General features: G+C 51.8%; 16 protein-coding genes. 8 read left to right on the top strand and 8 right to left on the bottom strand.

The genetic code is table 11. The features are described 5' to 3' along the window. Window positions 1–134 precede the first annotated feature (134 nt). The gene (locus tag IGR76_16510; protein MBF2080070.1) at window positions 135–656 is read left to right on the top strand and encodes a MogA/MoaB family molybdenum cofactor biosynthesis protein; all 522 of its coding nucleotides are present in this window, start codon (window positions 135–137) and stop codon (window positions 654–656) included. Between the two features lie 129 nt (window positions 657–785). Here the strand turns inward: IGR76_16510 and IGR76_16505 are convergent, their stop codons facing one another. Continuing rightward, complete coding sequence (locus IGR76_16505; GenBank protein ID MBF2080069.1) at window positions 786–1,685, bottom strand: M23 family metallopeptidase; 900 nt, start codon at window positions 1,683–1,685, stop codon at window positions 786–788. Window positions 1,686–1,857: 172 nt separating this feature from the next. Between IGR76_16505 and IGR76_16500 the strand changes: the two genes are divergently transcribed. The 3 genes from IGR76_16500 (at window position 1,858) to IGR76_16490 (ending at window position 3,506) form a co-directional block, all read left to right on the top strand. Further along, complete coding sequence (locus tag IGR76_16500) at window positions 1,858–2,391, top strand: DUF1499 domain-containing protein (GenBank protein MBF2080068.1); 534 nt, start codon at window positions 1,858–1,860, stop codon at window positions 2,389–2,391. A 73-nt stretch (window positions 2,392–2,464) separates the two neighbouring features. Next, complete coding sequence (locus IGR76_16495; protein MBF2080067.1) at window positions 2,465–2,794, top strand: hypothetical protein; 330 nt, start codon at window positions 2,465–2,467, stop codon at window positions 2,792–2,794. A 106-nt stretch (window positions 2,795–2,900) separates the two neighbouring features. After that, window positions 2,901–3,506: an HD domain-containing protein gene (locus IGR76_16490; GenBank protein ID MBF2080066.1), complete on the top strand. Its 606-nt coding sequence runs from the start codon at window positions 2,901–2,903 to the stop codon at window positions 3,504–3,506. An 11-nt stretch (window positions 3,507–3,517) separates the two neighbouring features. On the opposite strand, the gene IGR76_16485 is transcribed toward IGR76_16490, so the two are convergent. The 4 genes from IGR76_16485 to IGR76_16470 form a co-directional block, all read right to left on the bottom strand. Then, window positions 3,518–3,880 (bottom strand): translation initiation factor, encoded by a 363-nt coding sequence (locus tag IGR76_16485; GenBank protein ID MBF2080065.1) that lies wholly within the window; start codon window positions 3,878–3,880, stop codon window positions 3,518–3,520. A gap of 153 nt (window positions 3,881–4,033) precedes the next feature. After that, a complete protein-coding gene (locus IGR76_16480) occupies window positions 4,034–5,677 on the bottom strand; it encodes a carbohydrate porin (protein MBF2080064.1) in 1,644 nt (547 codons plus the stop codon). 197 nt (window positions 5,678–5,874) lie between these two features. Further along, a complete protein-coding gene (locus tag IGR76_16475; GenBank protein MBF2080063.1) occupies window positions 5,875–6,168 on the bottom strand; it encodes a 4a-hydroxytetrahydrobiopterin dehydratase in 294 nt (97 codons plus the stop codon). Between the two features lie 419 nt (window positions 6,169–6,587). Further along, window positions 6,588–8,039 (bottom strand): nucleoside:proton symporter, encoded by a 1,452-nt coding sequence (locus IGR76_16470; GenBank protein MBF2080062.1) that lies wholly within the window; start codon window positions 8,037–8,039, stop codon window positions 6,588–6,590. Window positions 8,040–8,340: 301 nt separating this feature from the next. Here IGR76_16470 and IGR76_16465 point away from each other — a divergent pair, with 301 nt between their 5' ends. Then, window positions 8,341–8,592 (top strand): hypothetical protein, encoded by a 252-nt coding sequence (locus tag IGR76_16465; protein MBF2080061.1) that lies wholly within the window; start codon window positions 8,341–8,343, stop codon window positions 8,590–8,592. A gap of 88 nt (window positions 8,593–8,680) precedes the next feature. Here IGR76_16465 and sppA read toward each other — a convergent pair whose 3' ends face one another. Continuing rightward, window positions 8,681–10,507, bottom strand: coding sequence for a signal peptide peptidase SppA (sppA, locus tag IGR76_16460; GenBank protein ID MBF2080060.1), 1,827 nt, complete (start codon window positions 10,505–10,507; stop codon window positions 8,681–8,683). Window positions 10,508–10,761: 254 nt separating this feature from the next. Continuing rightward, a complete protein-coding gene (locus tag IGR76_16455; GenBank protein ID MBF2080059.1) occupies window positions 10,762–11,892 on the bottom strand; it encodes a type 2 isopentenyl-diphosphate Delta-isomerase in 1,131 nt (376 codons plus the stop codon). Between the two features lie 667 nt (window positions 11,893–12,559). Between IGR76_16455 and IGR76_16450 the strand changes: the two genes are divergently transcribed. The 3 genes from IGR76_16450 (at window position 12,560) to IGR76_16440 (ending at window position 16,032) form a co-directional block, all read left to right on the top strand. Then, window positions 12,560–13,078, top strand: a complete 519-nt coding sequence (locus tag IGR76_16450) for an oligosaccharide flippase family protein (protein ID MBF2080058.1) — start codon at window positions 12,560–12,562, stop codon at window positions 13,076–13,078. Between the two features lie 319 nt (window positions 13,079–13,397). Continuing rightward, entirely contained in the window at window positions 13,398–13,952 is a 555-nt protein-coding gene (locus IGR76_16445) for a hypothetical protein (protein ID MBF2080057.1), read from the top strand. Between the two features lie 139 nt (window positions 13,953–14,091). Continuing rightward, window positions 14,092–16,032: a penicillin-binding protein 2 gene (locus tag IGR76_16440; protein MBF2080056.1), complete on the top strand. Its 1,941-nt coding sequence runs from the start codon at window positions 14,092–14,094 to the stop codon at window positions 16,030–16,032. Between the two features lie 14 nt (window positions 16,033–16,046). On the opposite strand, the gene IGR76_16435 is transcribed toward IGR76_16440, so the two are convergent. Further along, window positions 16,047–16,490 (bottom strand): cupin domain-containing protein, encoded by a 444-nt coding sequence (locus tag IGR76_16435; protein MBF2080055.1) that lies wholly within the window; start codon window positions 16,488–16,490, stop codon window positions 16,047–16,049. Window positions 16,491–16,493: the final 3 nt, after the last annotated feature.

Genomic DNA, 16,493 nt, shown 5'->3' with positions numbered 1-16,493 from the left:
GCACTGGATAGGGGTGGAGCAGGTGTTTCCACGCCGATCGCACTTGCTCTGTGCCTGTTGCTAGACTTTTACCTCCGTCCGTCTCCTGGGAATTCATATCAAATCACTTGTGTGTGGCGAAGTCTAAGTTTTCTATGGCGCACTATCCGCATCCTGACTCTACACCTCTGTCGGTCTCCTGTGCTGTGATTACAGTCAGTGATACTCGCACCCCGGAAAGCGATCGCAGTGGTCAACTGATTCAACGATTGTTAACCGGGGCAGGCCACCGTCCGGTGAGTTACACGGTTCTCAAAGATGACCCCCAGGAGGTTTGTGCCCGGATTGTTGAGCTGGCAGGTCAGGTGCCCATTGATGCCATTATCTTGAACGGCGGCACAGGGATTGCGCCAAGAGACACGACCTATGAGGCGATCGCCCAACTCCTCGAAAAAACGTTACCGGGGTTTGGCGAGCTATTTCGCTGGTTGAGCTATCAAGAGGTTGGCTCGCGAGCCATGGCGTCACGGGCGATCGCGGGCATCTATAAACAGAGGCTCATTTTCTCCCTACCGGGTTCGACCAACGCGGTGCAGTTGGGCATGGAAAAGCTCATCATTCCTGAACTAGCTCACCTGGTACGCCAAATTAACCCGGAACGGGGCACTGCAACCTAGGGAAAAGCATTGCGTTTGGGGTGACCTCAGCCGAGGCGCGATCGCCATTCTCCGAAAGTTTGGGCGATTTGGATCGGTGGGATCGCCAAAAGTCGCCCTTTTTTCGCGCAAAGTTCCGAACCATCAGGGCTATTCAAACCCTTCGTAGCGCCAAGGCACTGGATCAACGGCTACTCCTTGCACGTATAGCCCCCAATGCAAGTGAGGGCCTGTGGACATCCCCGTTGCACCGACGGTGCCGATCTGTTGTCCAGCTTCCACCATGTCTCCTTCTTGTACACTAATGCTATTCAGGTGCATCAGGATACTCAGCACGCCCTGACCGTGATCAATTCCAACAACATTGCCATGAATCACAAAACCATCGGCCTCATATCCGACTAATGCGATGCGTCCGGCAGCGGGAGCCACAACGGGAGTCCCGGTCGATGCTGCATAATCAACGCCGCGATGGTAGTAATCTTCTGCAAATTCGCCATTGTAGTAGCGACGAATGCCGTAAATGGTCGATACATCTCCATTGGTGGGACGAAGAAACGCCCCATTCCAAAACTTCTCGGGTGTGACGAGCGCTTTAAACGCATCCACAATGTTGTATTCGTAATCGCTGATATCCGTTTCTTGATCGGGGGGAAGCCAAATACTTTGAGTTGGAAACTCCCGGTTTTTCAGCCAAACGGCTAGGTTCCGCTGATCGTCTTCGCCTGTGACCGTCAAGGCGTGTTCTCCTGGAGTGTCGAGGGGACTCGTGGGCAGAAGAACGCGATAAACGTTGTCTCGGAGTTCATAGGTGGTGTAGCTTTTATCCTGAAACTGGACGACGGGGGCTTCGGTTTCCGTCCCTGTAGTCTCAACCACTACAGATAATGTATCGCCCAGTTCTGGATCGGACGGAGAAACCTGGACTTCGATAGCAGAGGCCGGATGTGCGGCGATCGCCCCTGTGACGAGAGCCGCGACAACGCTCGCAGAGAAAGGGGCGATCGCGTTCAGTCGATTCGCATTCCATCCACAAAGAAAGTGATTCATACTTAAGTACGGTAGGAGTTTGAAAGAGTTATGCAAGCGCTTGGCTGAAACCACTCGCTAAAGTTGCGGACTAAAGTAGGTGCTCCTTGCACAGGACAGACTATCACTGTCTCCCGTTTTGTTCCATAGTCTCATAAGATTAACAGCAGTAACGGAGGTTAGAAGATTCGGAATGATCAAAGCTGGCTTAGCATTGTGCCTATCGTTTTGTATCCTGATCTTGATTAGCTTTGGCGGTGTTCAAGCGGCGATCGCCAGTCCACAGCCTCCATCCGCCATTTACTTAGCATCCTCTGGAGGAACGGTGTTCAAGTTTTCAGGAAAACGTCCCACCACCCTTGGCGTTCAGGATGGCAAACTGTCCGCCTGCCCTAGCTCACCCAACTGTGTCAGCAGCCAAGCGCCCGATGGAGATGCCGAGCATAAAATTGCTCCCATCCCCTACACAACCTCTCCGGAACAAGCGCTTGCAGCGATTAAATCCATAGTTCAAGGCATGGATCGCACCGCTATCATTACGGAGACAGAGGACTACTTGTATGCTGAATTCACAAGCGCCCTCATGGGATTTGTGGATGATGTGGAATTCTTCGTCGATCCAACTGCACAGGTGATCCAGGTACGGTCTGCGTCCCGGCTCGGCCAGTCGGATTTGGGTGTGAATCGCAAGCGGATCGAAGACATTCGGGCACAGTTCCGGGCTTGAGGGTTGCTCCTTCTGAATCAACACACCGAGCCCTGCACCTGAATATATTGCAAACTCAGACGTACGAAACGCGATGGGATCAGATGGCATTAGTACAGGGCTTCGGTTTTGGTTAATTTTTTTCCTGGGCTTTGCCCTAACAGGGTACCCACCGGGGTTAAGCCTTATTTTGGGCTTGATTGGGGGACTGTCGATGGGATGGTTAAGAGCTCGGTGGCTGGCCAAAAATCAGATGGGTAGCCTAGAAGGGGCAGAAACGCCCTGGCAAACGACTCAACGGCAATTTCAGCAATTTAAGAGCCAAATTCAGTCTTGTATGGGGCGAAAGCCGCGCAACCCACGCATGGCGCGATCGCGGTCTACGCAATCATCATCCACTAACAGCGAGGACTCCGAAGGTTAATGGGCGATCGCCGCAAACCTATTCGGATAAAAATGGCGTTGTGCCTGCGATGGTTCGTGTAGACCAGGTATAGTTCTCAGCAATTCCTTCTCAAACTTAGAAGCTTATGTATCCAACAATCGCGGTTGAATCCCGTCTGTCCCAACAGTTGCAGTTTGTTATGGAAATTGACAAGCTTAAAACGATTTTGAGACAAACGTTGATTACCGATGGATCGCGGCGAGAAAACAGCGCTGAACACTCATGGCACATTGCCCTAATGGCGATCGCCTTTGTGGAATACGCACCCGAGGCCGTCGATTTACTTCATGTTGTAAAACTGCTGTTGGTTCACGATCTGGTGGAAATCGATGCGGGGGATACCTTCTGCTACGATGACCACGGCAACGACAGCAAACCGGAACGAGAACAGCGTGCTGCGGAGCGGCTCTTTGGACTCCTACCGCCAGATCAAGCTTGTGAGTTTCGCGCCTACTGGGACGAATACGAAGAACAGATCACAACCAATGCCCAGTTCGCCAAAGCGCTCGATTGTCTCCAACCGTTTCTCAACAATTTACAGACGAACGGCCACACCTGGCGTTTACACGGTATTTCACGGCGTCAAGTTGAAGGCCGGATGCAGGCGATCGCCGTTGGTGCTCCAGCGCTATGGAGTTGGGTAGAACAACACATTGAAGGAGCGATCGCCGCAGGCTATTTGAAGGCTTAGGCCGGGAATCCTTACCCGCCGCTAATCTTGGCTTTGTAGCCTGCTTTTATCAGGAGATCAAGCAGCGTTTGGGCATGATCACCTTGAATTTCCAGGGTCTGCTCTTTTACAGTTCCACCCGAGCCACAGTGAGCCTTGAGTTTCTTCAGCAGCCCTGAAAGAGTTTCAGGACTCGACTGAAAGCCACTGATAACGGTTACGGTCTTGCCGCCGCGCCCCTTACGAGAGACTTGGACACGCAGGTTTTGTTGTTGGGGTGGCAAATTGGGCTGGGCACGTTCCGTTGCTGGGGCATAGTCGGTATTGCCAAACTCGGAATAGACCAGTCGATTTCCCTGAGCATCCTTCGGAGAAGATTTTCGCTTTTCTGCCATAGTTGACCTCGTCGTCAAACTCGTCAACGTCGGGATTCTCGATCACCCACTGAAGGCAAGTGGCGCTATCCCAACTTTAAAGACACGATAAAGGGCTTGTAGCAATGCCACAAACCCTTTTACTTAGCTAAACCTTAGCCAATCTAAGCCATCTTAGAACTGGAAGGTGGTACGCAATGCACCGATGAACGCATCATCACCGCTGTCAATGGCATCCTCAACCCAGATGATACCAGGGGTGATCGAAATGCGATCGTTGACCTTGAATAAGTAAGACAGTTCAACCAGAACCGAGGTATCACCACCTGGATCGATTGAGAAGTCGCCATCAAATGCGGACAGACCAGCATCGCGGGTGTAGGGCAGAACACCACCGAGCAGCATTAGCTTGTTGCCTTCGCCACCTAGGTCGTTGATTGCCAGAGTACCCTGGTAGCTCCATACATCAGCATCGCCAGTAGCCAGCTCAATTGCTTCAGCGTAAGCAATACCACCACCCACTTCAATATCACCGAAGATGAAGTTGGTCTGGAAGCCGAAGGTGTTACCTACAACACCGCTGGTCGTTGCACCCAAATCCGCAGAGGAAAGGTAAGTGTGGATATAGGTGAGGGCAGACTGCCAGTTGGAACCCAGATAGGTCAACTGACCGATAGCGCTGTAGCTACCGTTGAACAGACCAAAGCCAGGGTTAGGATCAGATGCAGTACCCGCGGTGTAACCTACATCCAAGCTCAATGCATCACTGAACTGGAAGATTAAGCCTGCACCAGCGTCACCTGTTGCCAGGAGTTCATACTGCTGCGGGAGGCCGAAGTTCGACAGCGAACCGTAGTCAGAGCTATCCAGAGGGCTGATGGTGCTTGCAACCATGTCATCAACCGCCAGCTTGTTTGCACCAATGCGAACATCGATGTTGCTGCTCAGCGGGAAGTCGTAGAACAAATCGTCTAGAACAACATCGCCATTGCTGTCACCCGAGTAGGAGAATCCTTCCGGATCGCCAGCGAAGTCTTCAATGTCACGAGCCTGGAGACGAACGCGCAAGCGATCGTCACCCGTAAAGCTGGAGTCAAAGTTTTGACGAACGCGATATCCAAAGGTAGCTTGGTCGCTAGCAACATCACCGAACTCAGCTGCAACGTTGAACAGTACCGTACCGCTTAGCTTGGTGGTAGTGGAGAACTGATTGGCCTCTAGCTCATCGGTACGAGCTTCCAGAGCATCTACACGACCACGCAGGGTTGCCAATTCAGCCGCAAATTCTTCTTGCAAGCGCTGGATAGCAGCCAACTCTTCCTTCGTAACAACGTCTGCCAGACCAGCCGCGATGATTTCGTTGATTCGATCTAAGCAAGCGTTCAAACCAGCCGCAAACTCAAAACGAGTCATCGCTTGCTGACCGCGGTAGGTTCCATCGGGATAACCTGCGATACAGCCATAGCGCTCAACCAAGGATTGCAGCGCTTGGTACGCCCAGTCGGTCGGACGAACATCAGAAAGCTGATCGATGGAGGTTACCTGACCCATCGCGTTGACGTTGCTCTCGTTTGCGTACTGAACAACCTGGTTCAAAGACGAAGAGTCAACAGGAGCAGCTTGAGCTACATCAACGGTCGCTTCAGCGTCTACAATTGCGTCTACTGATGTAACGTCAGACAATTCAACGGGAACAAATTCTACTGAAGACTCAACAGCATCTTGGGCTTCTGCGGCGATCGCGCCAGAGGACGCAAGCATGGCTGCACCTAAGAATGCTGGAGCTACTAGCAAAGATTTCCAAAAAATCTTAGTCATTATTTTTTCCTCACACCTAGAAATAGAGATCTAAACAACTTAGGCTCTATATAGCTAGTTATAGCATTAGCTTCCTAAAAAGTCCTAGTACTTCAACAAGAAGTTAGAAAATTTGCGGGAAGTTTATAGAACAGGGCATTGAGTTTAAGTTGCCCAAAGTCATCCTCTATCCAGAATTACGGCTGAAATGGGATTGATCAGGATAGAGATTTGGCAATCTGAGAGATGACGCTCGCCAAGTTGAAATCAAGCTGGGTTAAGCCACCCGCATCATGGGTTGTGAGGGCGATCGCCACGGTGTTGTAGGAGATTGAGATGTCGGGATGATGCCCTGCGGCCTCAGCGGGCTCAACCAAGCGGTTCACAAAGGCGATCGCTTCCAAAAAGTCTTTAAACTTAAACGACTGCGTTAGGGTGGAGCCTTCCAAACTCCAATCGGGTACTGTGCGAATTTGCTCTTGGATGGCGGTGTCTGATAGTCGTTGGGCCATGGTTGCACCTAGCTGAGGTTTACACGGTTGCTTTAAAAAACTATCCGCTCCCACTAGGAGTAACCTTAGTTACCAAAAGTGGGAGCGGTCTAGCGGGTCTTCAAGTTGAAATCAACTGCCGGAAGGAACTCAAGTTAATCATCCGATATACTCTCCAAATGTTGGAAACGTCCAAATATTGAATACCTAGGACAATTCCCTAGAGAACAGCTCCGGCGCACAGCCGACTTCCTTCAACTTGATGACCCATCCATTTACTACTATCTTGCATGGGCATCACCTCCTTAATTCCTAAACGGACTCAATTTCAAAAGGAGCAAGTACTACTGAAGTACTGACGTCACTATAGCACCCTTTCCCAAAGGACATCAACGTTCTATTCCGCCATAGGTTTACGTGGAGGGGCTGGGCCAATACAGCTATGGGCTAGGAGAGGCGGGAGATGGCGTTGATGGTGCAGGTGCAGGGGTTTCAACGGCGGGGATAGGAGTTGCGCGATCGCCCAAAATGCTGGGATCACCCGTATCAAACACGCCAGAAACGCAGGCAATCATGATGGTGGCTAAGGTTCCTACGAACAGAGCCTTCCAGCCCAGTTCTGAAATATCTCTGCGGCGAGACGGAATCAGCGAAATTAATCCACCGACAAAGATGCCCACGGAGGCAATATGGGCAAACCCAGAGAGGGCATAACTCACGATCAAGATGGCGCGATCGCTCAGTACTCCTTCAGCACCAAGCTGTCCCAGTTTTTGATAGGAGGGAATAGCGGTTTGCAGTAGGCGACTTCCAATGAGGACTGAAGACATCCAAATTTCATTCCAGTCCAGTGAAACGCCCGTCAGCAGCGTTAGTGGCAGGAAGAGAACGCCTAAAATGTTCTCGATAGTGACCACGCTGAACACCTGACCGATCTGGGTTAGCACCGGAATTCCGGTACCTGCTAAGGCCGCCAGACCCGCAAAGAGTTGGTTAATGAGAGAAACAATTCCCACAATAAAGATCAGAACCGCCGCGATCGTGACAGCCATTTTCATCCCGTCGATCGCTCCCAAGATCGCCGCATCCACAGGACTCATATTTTCAATCGCCTCTCCCGCAATCTGCTGAAGGCTATCATCTTGATCGGCATCGGTCGTCATCTGATCGATGCCTTCTGCAGTTGCCGGAACTTCGGTTTCGGGAACCAGGATTTTCGACAGTAGGAAACAGGCCGGAATCGCAATAATAGACGCAGAAATCAGGTGGAGCAAAATGTTAGGGAAGACATCTTCCAGTGCTCGGACGTAGATCGCTAGGGTCGAGGATGCTGCGGTTCCAAAGCAACAGGCTAAAATCGCACACAGCTCACTGCGCGTCATTCTTGCCAAAAACGGACGCACTACAATGGCTGATTCAATGCCCACAAAGATGTTAGCGGCTCCGCTCAGAGCCTCCGCTCCACTCAGGCGCATGGTGCGGTAGAAGATGCGAGCAAAGAAGTTCACAACAGGTTGAATCACACCAATATTGTACAGTAGCGCCATTAAGCCACCGAAGAAGATCACCGTGGGCAATACCCGGAAGGCAAAAATGGTGCCAATACCAGGTTGAGGGGCTTCTCCTGGAAGGGGGATTAACGCAGGGCCAAAGACAAAACGTGCCCCGGCATCGGCAGCGATGAAGACGCTGTCAAGAAGTCGGCTAAAGGCATTGAGGGCAAACTTGGTAGGGGGGAACCAGAAGACGAGGAATCCCAAAATGAGCTGAAGTACAATGCCCCAAATGACGACACGCCAGGGAAAATACTTCGCTGAACGATTCTCGGAAAAGATCCAGGCGATCGCGCACAGAAAAAAGATGCCCACGAACGAAATCACGTTGAGAATCATGCCATATATCTCCGTATCCTGATATGCGGGGAGAGTGAACCTAGGGATTAGTTTTACGTTACCTGGGCAATTGCCTCTGAACGTTCAATTTCCAAACTAACTATGAACCCCACAGGGCATCCATTTTGTATCTCAACAGTATCGGAAAACGCTAGATTTGGCACTGGGTTGGTCGCAGAAACGTGCAAAGTTATGCTAAGCGATTCCGTGTCCAAGGAAGCACTTGTCCCCTGCGTTTGAGTTTCTAGAATGACGCTAGGATAAGTTCGTACCTTTGCACAGGATGCCTTGCTACGCCTTTATGGATGCTTTCTCGCCTGCACCGCCGGATTGGGCACAATCGGCAAAACATGCCCATCCCTTTTGCTGTCCGACCTGCAAAGCATCCTGCATGGAGGCGCAGGCCGTTTGGATCAATCGTCGAGCTCCGGTGTATACCGAAGATCATCGCCGCAAGTGGCAAGAGTTTTACCATTGTAGCTGTGGTACCGCATGGTGGGCTTGGAGCAGCGATCGCCCCAAGCCGGAAAATCAAAGTTTGGATGAGGAGTAATCCGGCTCGACCTTGGGACAAGTTGGGCAACAGAGTGATCCGTTCCGATCTGGGAGTCTTTTGTCATCCTGTCTCGCGGCCATCCTAACTATTGAATAGTTGGCAGGAACGGCATGACGGAGTACACCTGACGCGGATCATTCAGTTGAGAAAAGATTTGCATCTGGCTCTGAACCTGTAACAGTTCTGCTGTAAGCGGATCGGTGGAATGGGTTCGGGCAAGGCGATCGCGCCACGTTACGCCAAACAAACTTTCCAAAAGCTGTTGTGGGAAGGTGCGCGGTTCGGGATAGTCCTGAAGACTCCAAGTGTCTCCCAGTTTTGCCTGATCGGCGGCTGCCTGGATCGCCGCTTCTAACCCGCCCAGTTCATCCACCAATCCCACTTTTTGGGCTTGGATGCCCGACCACACTCGCCCTTGCGCCACAGAATTAACTTTTGCTTTATCGAGCGATCGCCCCTCGGCTACGGTCGTGAGGAAGTCATCATAGGTGCGATCGATAATTTGCTGTTGAATCGCGATTTCCTGCGGCGTCAGCGGATGGGCTAGGGTTCCCGAATCTGCAAAGGGAGCGGTTTTGACCACATCCCAAGTCACGCCGTTTTCATTGGCCAGTTCTTTCACATTGGCGACGAGGCCGAAAACGCCGATCGATCCGGTAATGGTCGTCGGTGACGCAAAGATGCGATCGCCATAGGCCGAAATCATATAGCCACCCGATGCCGCCACATTGCCCATGGAAATGATCACCGGTTTAACCTCGCTGGTTAGCCTCACCTCATGGGCGATCATTTCCGAGGGTGAAGCGCCTCCGCCTGGGCTATTGACCCGCAGCACCACCGCTTTCACCGACTCATCCGCGCGAATTTCACGGAGCAGGCGCGACAGAGAATCCCCCCCGATCATGCCAAAGCCCCCTTCGCCGCTGACAATTTCACCCTCGGCATAGATGACCGCTATTTTGTCAGCCTGCCGACTTGTAGCTTCAGTGGCCTGGGCATAGCTCAGCAGATCAATATAGCGAAATGTAGCGGTATCTTTGGCGTTTTTGTCCGTCGATTCTCCGGTCAACTCCCGGAGTTGATCGATCACCTCACTGTCGTAGCTAACCTCATCCACCAGTCCAGCGCTGAGAGCATCTTCAGCCAGGACAAAGCCTTTAGTATTGGCAATTTGTTGAAGCTGATTCGGTTGCAAATCGCGGCTTGCTGAGGTTGCCGTCAGAAATTCGTTCCAGAGGTCGTTGAGTAATACCTGTAACTGCTGTTCACTTTCGGGACTATTATCGCTACGAATAAACGGTTCCACCGCAGATTTGAAATTGCCCGCTCGCAGCACTTGGACATCAATCCCAAATTTGTCGAGTGCGCCCGCAAAAAACGTATTTTCGGCACTGAGCCCATTCAGTTCCATCCCTCCCGTGGCATTGAGAATCACGGTATCGGCCAGGGAGGTGAGGTAATATTCCCGCTCTGACCAATCCGTTTCGTAGGCGTAGATCGGTTTGCCACTCTCTTTAAAAGCTTCTAGCGCTTTGCGGACTTCGTAGAGAGTGGCAAAGCCCGATCCTTGGGCGGCAGGATCAATATTGCCTTGGATGAGCAATCCAGAGATTCGGTCATCGTTCTCGGCGGCGTGAATCGCCTCTAGCACCGTTCGTAGGGATACGGCTTCGGGCGTGCTGCGTCCGGCGATCGCGTCATTGATCAATGCCCCCGGATCGGCGGAGGGTCCAGCATCTGTAATATCGAGGGAAAGATCTAGCACTAATACAGAGTCGTCTTCAATAATGGGGCCTGACCGCGAACCTAGGGCAATGAGTGCCAGAAATGCAATGAGTCCTCCTAGGCTGAGGGTTGAAAAGAGCAAAAGGCCAACAAAGCTAGCAAAAACGGTTTTCAGGAAGTCGCGCATGACGCTAGGTACTCAGTAACACGATGGGAGAAGAGCGTAGGACCGTGAATAATTCCGGGCTACGAACGGTTCCCCACCTATGCTACCCAACCCATCCCTTGCCTGTCTGCATTCAGACTGACGTATTATCACGTTTGAGTTTTGAGGTTTCAGGGTTGAGTTAAGGATTCGTTTAGCCGTCGGTAATTCTAGTATTGGATCTGGATCTGTCCCTTGAGAAATCGGTCAATGTCCACAGACTGCGAAGGGTCTCTTTAGTGTATTCGTTCTAGGCAAGAACTGTGTTTCAGCGCATCCAAAGACGCATGGCCTGTGCAGAAGAGAACGGTGGTCAGCTCCGCAACTAGGACGTCTGCCAAATCATGCAGGGCAGATTCCGACTCCGAGGCCGCTTGTAGGAAGGGAAAGGCTAGACCAGCGAGATCGGCTCCCAGGGCGATCGCCGTTGCGGCATCCAGTCCATTGCGAAGCCCACCCGATGCAATTAAGGGCACAGTAGGGGCGATCGCCCGAATCGCGGTAATGCAATCCGCGGTCGGAATGCCCCAGTTGGCAAAGGTATTTCCCAGCCGACGCTGTTTGGGATCGGTGGCGCGTTCGCTTTCAACCCGTGCCCAAGATGTGCCCCCCGCTCCCGCTACATCAATAGCGCGCACCCCGGCATCGAGCAGTTTTTGGGCCACCGAGGCCGAGATGCCATTACCAACTTCCTTAGCAATCACAGGAACAGGGAGGCGATCGCACACCGTTGCAATCTTATCGAGCAGTCCCCGAAAGTTGGTGTCGCCCCGGGTTTGCACACATTCCTGGAGGGGATTGATGTGGAGAATCAGGGCATCGGCCTCCAGCCAATCGACAACGCGCAGGCATTCGTCCACGCCATAGGCATAATTCAACTGCACCGCACCCAGATTGGCAAACAGGGGAATGTCTGGAGCGATCGCCCGTACCGCAAAGGTGGAGTTCACGGCTGGATTTTCGACGGCGACCCGCTGCGACCCAACCCCCATCGCAAATCTATAGTGTTGGGCGATCGCGGCAAGGCGTTGGTTAATCATCTTGGCCTGTTCAGTGCCTCCGGTCATGGAGGAGATTAGCAGCGGAGCCTTGAGAGATTTACCGAGGAACGTGGTTTGGAGGGTAATGTCATCCCAACTGAGTTCCGGCAGGCAACAGTGCTGAAACCGATACCGTTCAAATCCGGTAGTGGTTTGATGACACTGCACATCGTCTTCTAGACAAATTCGGATGTGATCGGCTTTCCGCTGCTGCGTGGCTTGGGCGTCGCTGCCGTTCGGGGAGGGCAACGCTGATTCCTGGGAGAAAGGGGGAGTTTCTATACTCGATATAGGCGACTCAAGCGCATCCTTTTGAGAGAACTGCATTTAAAATCCTGGGCGTGATGGGTATTGACTACAGTTGCCTATGCTAGTCTGCCACGATGGGGGAACGATTCCGGTCAGGTTTCAACAATGCGATACACATCTCTCACGATGGAGCCTGTAGCACGGTAATAAATGGTGGTTAGTCTTCTAACTCCGCGTCTTCGACTTGTTAGACTTATACATCTGACGCCTACTCCGAATGCCCTCAACGTTTAATGTTTCTTCGATCGCCCATTGTAAACGTCCCTCTCCTACGAAAAGAGCCGCGGTAGATCTGGGTTTTGGACGTGAACCTCTTGAAAGGCGACGTTCAGTCACGCCCTCTTTTTCAATGACGTACTGTAGGTTATGACGACGACAAAACTCCCGTAATAACTCTACTTTCTCTTCTGAAGGAAAAGTTCCAATCCAAGCTTTACTTACCCATCTCAAGCCAAAGTCCTTAAGACGTTCTTTTACCGGATACGTTTTACCGAAAACAGATATGTGAATTGCCTGGGACATAAGCGACCACAAAAATATCCTAGCTCAGTCCTGATCGTAACCACTGGTTATGTCATATCAAAAGTCAGTAATTACTGAATTATCCTTCCATAGTTTCCACACAAACGAAAAGTTCAAGAATGGTTAATCAGTAGTTTCAATGGAAATACCAAGGGATCAATCCGTGAGCTTAAAGAAATCGTTAGCACGGGGAGCCAGCCAAGCGCTGAGCGTTCAAGTTCTGGGGATGATCGTTGCTTACGGCACTCAAATTTTGCTGGCACGATGGATGACTATGGATGCCTTTAGAGCCTACGAGTATGCGATCGCCATTAGTGGATTCTTAGCCTTTTTATCGAGCTTGGGTTTACCGAGTGCGGTACTGCGCTTTATTCCGGAGTACACCGTACAGCAAAAGTGGGCACAGGTACGCGGCATTATCGGCACCAGTTGGCGCTATACCCTGGGATTTAGCAGTATCGTGGCGATCGCCAGTCTTGGAGTGTTAGGCGTCGGCTCTGCGTTTCAGCGAATGACCATCGCACCCGCCCTGCTGATCGGCATTGCCACCATGCCCCTGCAAGCCTTGGCAAAACTCCAGGGAGAGCTTGCCCGTGCCAAACATCGGATTGTGTTAGCCTATGCCCCACTAAAGCTTGCGGTTCCGGTGCCGTTGAATCCACCATCAAACAGATGGGAATGAATAATCCAGGTTAGGTGGGGCGATCGCTAACCGTTTGAGAAAGAATTTGTATTTTTCATTGTTGCTAGTGAAGTTTTACGCAAATACCTCGTATACTGGGTTGACTATTCCTTGAATTGTTGTGGGTACGCTATATCCAGAGCAGATCAGACGTATTAGGCACCCCCTTTTTTAGCGTTGTAACTCAGCTAACGATGCAAGTGGTATAGTTCAACGCAAAGGGGCGTTCTAAAGAATAGCGCCCAGTGTGATCGATCATCGTTAGATAGCAGTTAGATAGCAACAGATAGGATGCAACGGATTTAAGTGAGGATTGAGTATGACAGCGGCTCTAAGGATTGAAGCAGAATCGCAGCGGCGTTCATCAACTGCGGATAACGTGATTCCGCTTCACGAGCGAGATTATGCGTCTCAAGCTCGTCAGTCCTCTGCTCAGCCAAAGCTGCGCCCGTCAACCGTTCGAGCGAATAAACGAGCGACCCAAGCATCCGTTCGATCCCTACCTCAGCCCCTTAGCCAACCGCTTTGGCTACAAATGCTGATCTATGCCCAAAAGGGATCAACTGTTCTCATGGTATCATCCGTTGCGGCGATGTTATCGGTGTATGGCTGGACGGTTCATATTCAAGACTCCTGGGGTCGGGACTACCAAAAACTACAAAGCTTACTCCAGCAAGAGCGCCAGTTAACGACCTCTAACGAAGCCCTCAAGCAGCAAATTGCAAAAATGGCTGAAGATCCGTCGGCTCGGATGGCGCTCCCCGCTCCCAGCCAAATGTTATTCGTCGATCCTGCTCCGGTTCGTGAACCTCAGGTTATCGAGACGCGCCAACCTGATGTCCGTTCCTCTCAAAATGCGCCATTGGGTTACTGAGATTCGCTGAGGGTATACGCTGGCTATGGTTTTCCCCCCGTCCTCCCGCCGCAGACGTCGAAATCGCCGTTTAGTGTCCCCATCCGCTTCGGCGCAGGGGCGATCGCGTCCGGTGCCCGCTACTTCTCGGTACGGTAGCATGGGATCTTCGAGTCCGCGCTTACGTTCAACAGCCTTGTCCAATTACTCGCCTGCAAACCGTCGATCGGCGCGGCGGCGACTATCAGAGATGCCTGTGAAGCGCACAGGGCTGAATTCGGTGCGATCGCGCCTACTGATCGTGTGGGGCTTGTTGATGCTGGGATTGGGGGCATTGGCCTTAAACCTAGTGCGTATTCAAGTGTTCCAAGCGGGCATGCTGCAAGCGCGAGCGACCGATCAACAAACGCTTGTCCTGAGCGCCACCCAACCTCGCCGGTCGATTCTAGATCGCAATGGCACGGTGATGGCCATCGATGAACCCGTTTATACCCTCTATGCCCATCCGATTATGTTTCAAAAGGATGTGCAAGAGATTGCAGCTAGCCTTGCCCCCATCTTAGAAAAACCAGTACCAGATCTACTCCAAACCCTAACCAGTGGGGAAAGCGGCATTCGGATTCTAGATGGCATTCCTGAGGATATGGCAAACCGGATTCGGAATCTCCGTCTAGATGGCCTAGAACTGCTACAAACCTACCAGCGCTTCTATCCCCAGCAGGATCTCTTTGGTCCGTTGTTGGGATACGTGGATGTCGATCGCCAAGCCCAAGCGGGTATCGAAATGAGTCAGGCGGATGCCATTGAACGGACGGGGGATGGGCTAGAGTTGCGGCGGACAGGGGACGGCTTTGTTTTGCCCACGGAGAATCTGCCGGAGCAGGCCTCTGTTCCGGATCAGCTCCAACTGCAAACAACTCTCGATAGCGATCTCCAGCGCGTTGCCCAAGATGCGATTCAGAAACAGGTAGAAACCTATAAAGCGAAGCGAGGCGTCGTGCTGGTAATGGATGCGTTGGACGGTTCTTTGCTCACGATGGCTGGGTATCCATCCTACGATCCCAATCAGTATTACAAGGCCGATGTTGAGCAGTTTAAGAACTGGGCGATTAGCGATGTGTATGAGCCCGGTTCAACCTTCAAGCCTATTAATGTGGCGATCGCCCTCCAAGAAGGTGTCATTCAGCCCGATGACTACGTAGATGATCCTGGTCATATTCAAATCGGAGAATGGCCGATTGAAAACTTTGACTACAAGTACGTGGGTGGTCGAGGCAGTATTAGCATTACTGAAGTTCTGAAAAACTCCAGCAACGTAGGCATGGTGCGGATCATGCGAAAGCTGCAACCATCTGTGTACTACAAATGGCTGCAAAAGCTTGGACTTGGAGAGCTTACGGGTATTGATCTCCCCTTTGAAGGGGCGGGGTATCTGAAGGACAAGAAACAATTTGTCGATTCAGCGATTGAACCTGCAACTGCTGCGTTTGGACAAGGATTGTCGCTAACGCCTATTCAGCTTTTACAAATCCATGCGGCTTTAGCCAACGGAGGAAAACTCGTTGTTCCCCATTTAGTCAAAGGCTTAGTGGATAGCTCCGGGCAGGTACAATGGCAACCGGAACGGGCAGCCCCGAAACAAATCTTTGATGCTGATGTCACGCGGAAAGTCCTGAAGATGATGGAAACGGTGGTGACCGATGGAACGGGTCAGAATGCCCAGGTGCCAGGATATCGAGTCGCAGGAAAAACAGGAACATCGCAGAAAGCAGGGCCGAATGGTGGTTATTTAGATGGGGTCAAGATTACGAGTTTTGTGGCAACGTTCCCCGTTGAAAACCCTCGTTACGTGGTGTTGGCGGTCGTCGATGAGCCAGTGGGTGCGGATGCGTTTGGGTCAACGGTGGCCGCTCCGGCTGTTCGGGCTGTGATCGAAACGTTAATTACGTTAGAAAAATTGCCCCCCAGTGAGATGGATGAATTTTCGCCAGGGCCGCGCCCCGTTCCAGAGGCCGAAGCAACGACGCCCGGAGATGAGAACGCAAACTCAGAGGATGCGGATACAAACTCTGAGGATACAGCTTTGCCCGTTATTGATTAGCGTTTTCCCAGAACCTATAGGTCTTGGGCAGGGTCATACATCACCACGTTTTCCTGCTCGTTGGGGTCGTTTCGCGCCACGATCGCCTGGGCGGGTTCGTCCGTGAGGTTGGTGGGCTGGTGGGGAACGCCCGGAGGAATGAATAGAAAGTCTCCGGCTGTATTAATCATGGACTGCTTTAACCCTTTGCCGTAGCGGGTCTCAATTTTGCCTTTAAGGATGAAGATCGCGGTTTCATAATCTTTGTGATAGTGCGCTGCAGCCGTGCCGTTGGGTGGAATGATCACCAAATTCATGGATAGCCCCGGGGTGCCTGCGGTTGCACCCGAAATTCCGACAAAGTAGGGAAGTTTCTGGCGGGTCATGGTTTCGGCCTGGGGGCGAATGGTCACAATTTGAGCGGGGGAGATGGAGGGGCGATCGCCTGAATCTGAAGACGGAGAAATACCATCGACCATCAC

Origin of the sequence: Synechococcales cyanobacterium T60_A2020_003 (genome assembly GCA_015272205.1) — a bacterium.
GTDB lineage: Bacteria > Cyanobacteriota > Cyanobacteriia > RECH01 > RECH01 > JACYMB01.
The sequence above is the reverse complement of the archived record's forward strand: the minus strand, read 5'-3'. Positions and strand labels throughout refer to the sequence as shown.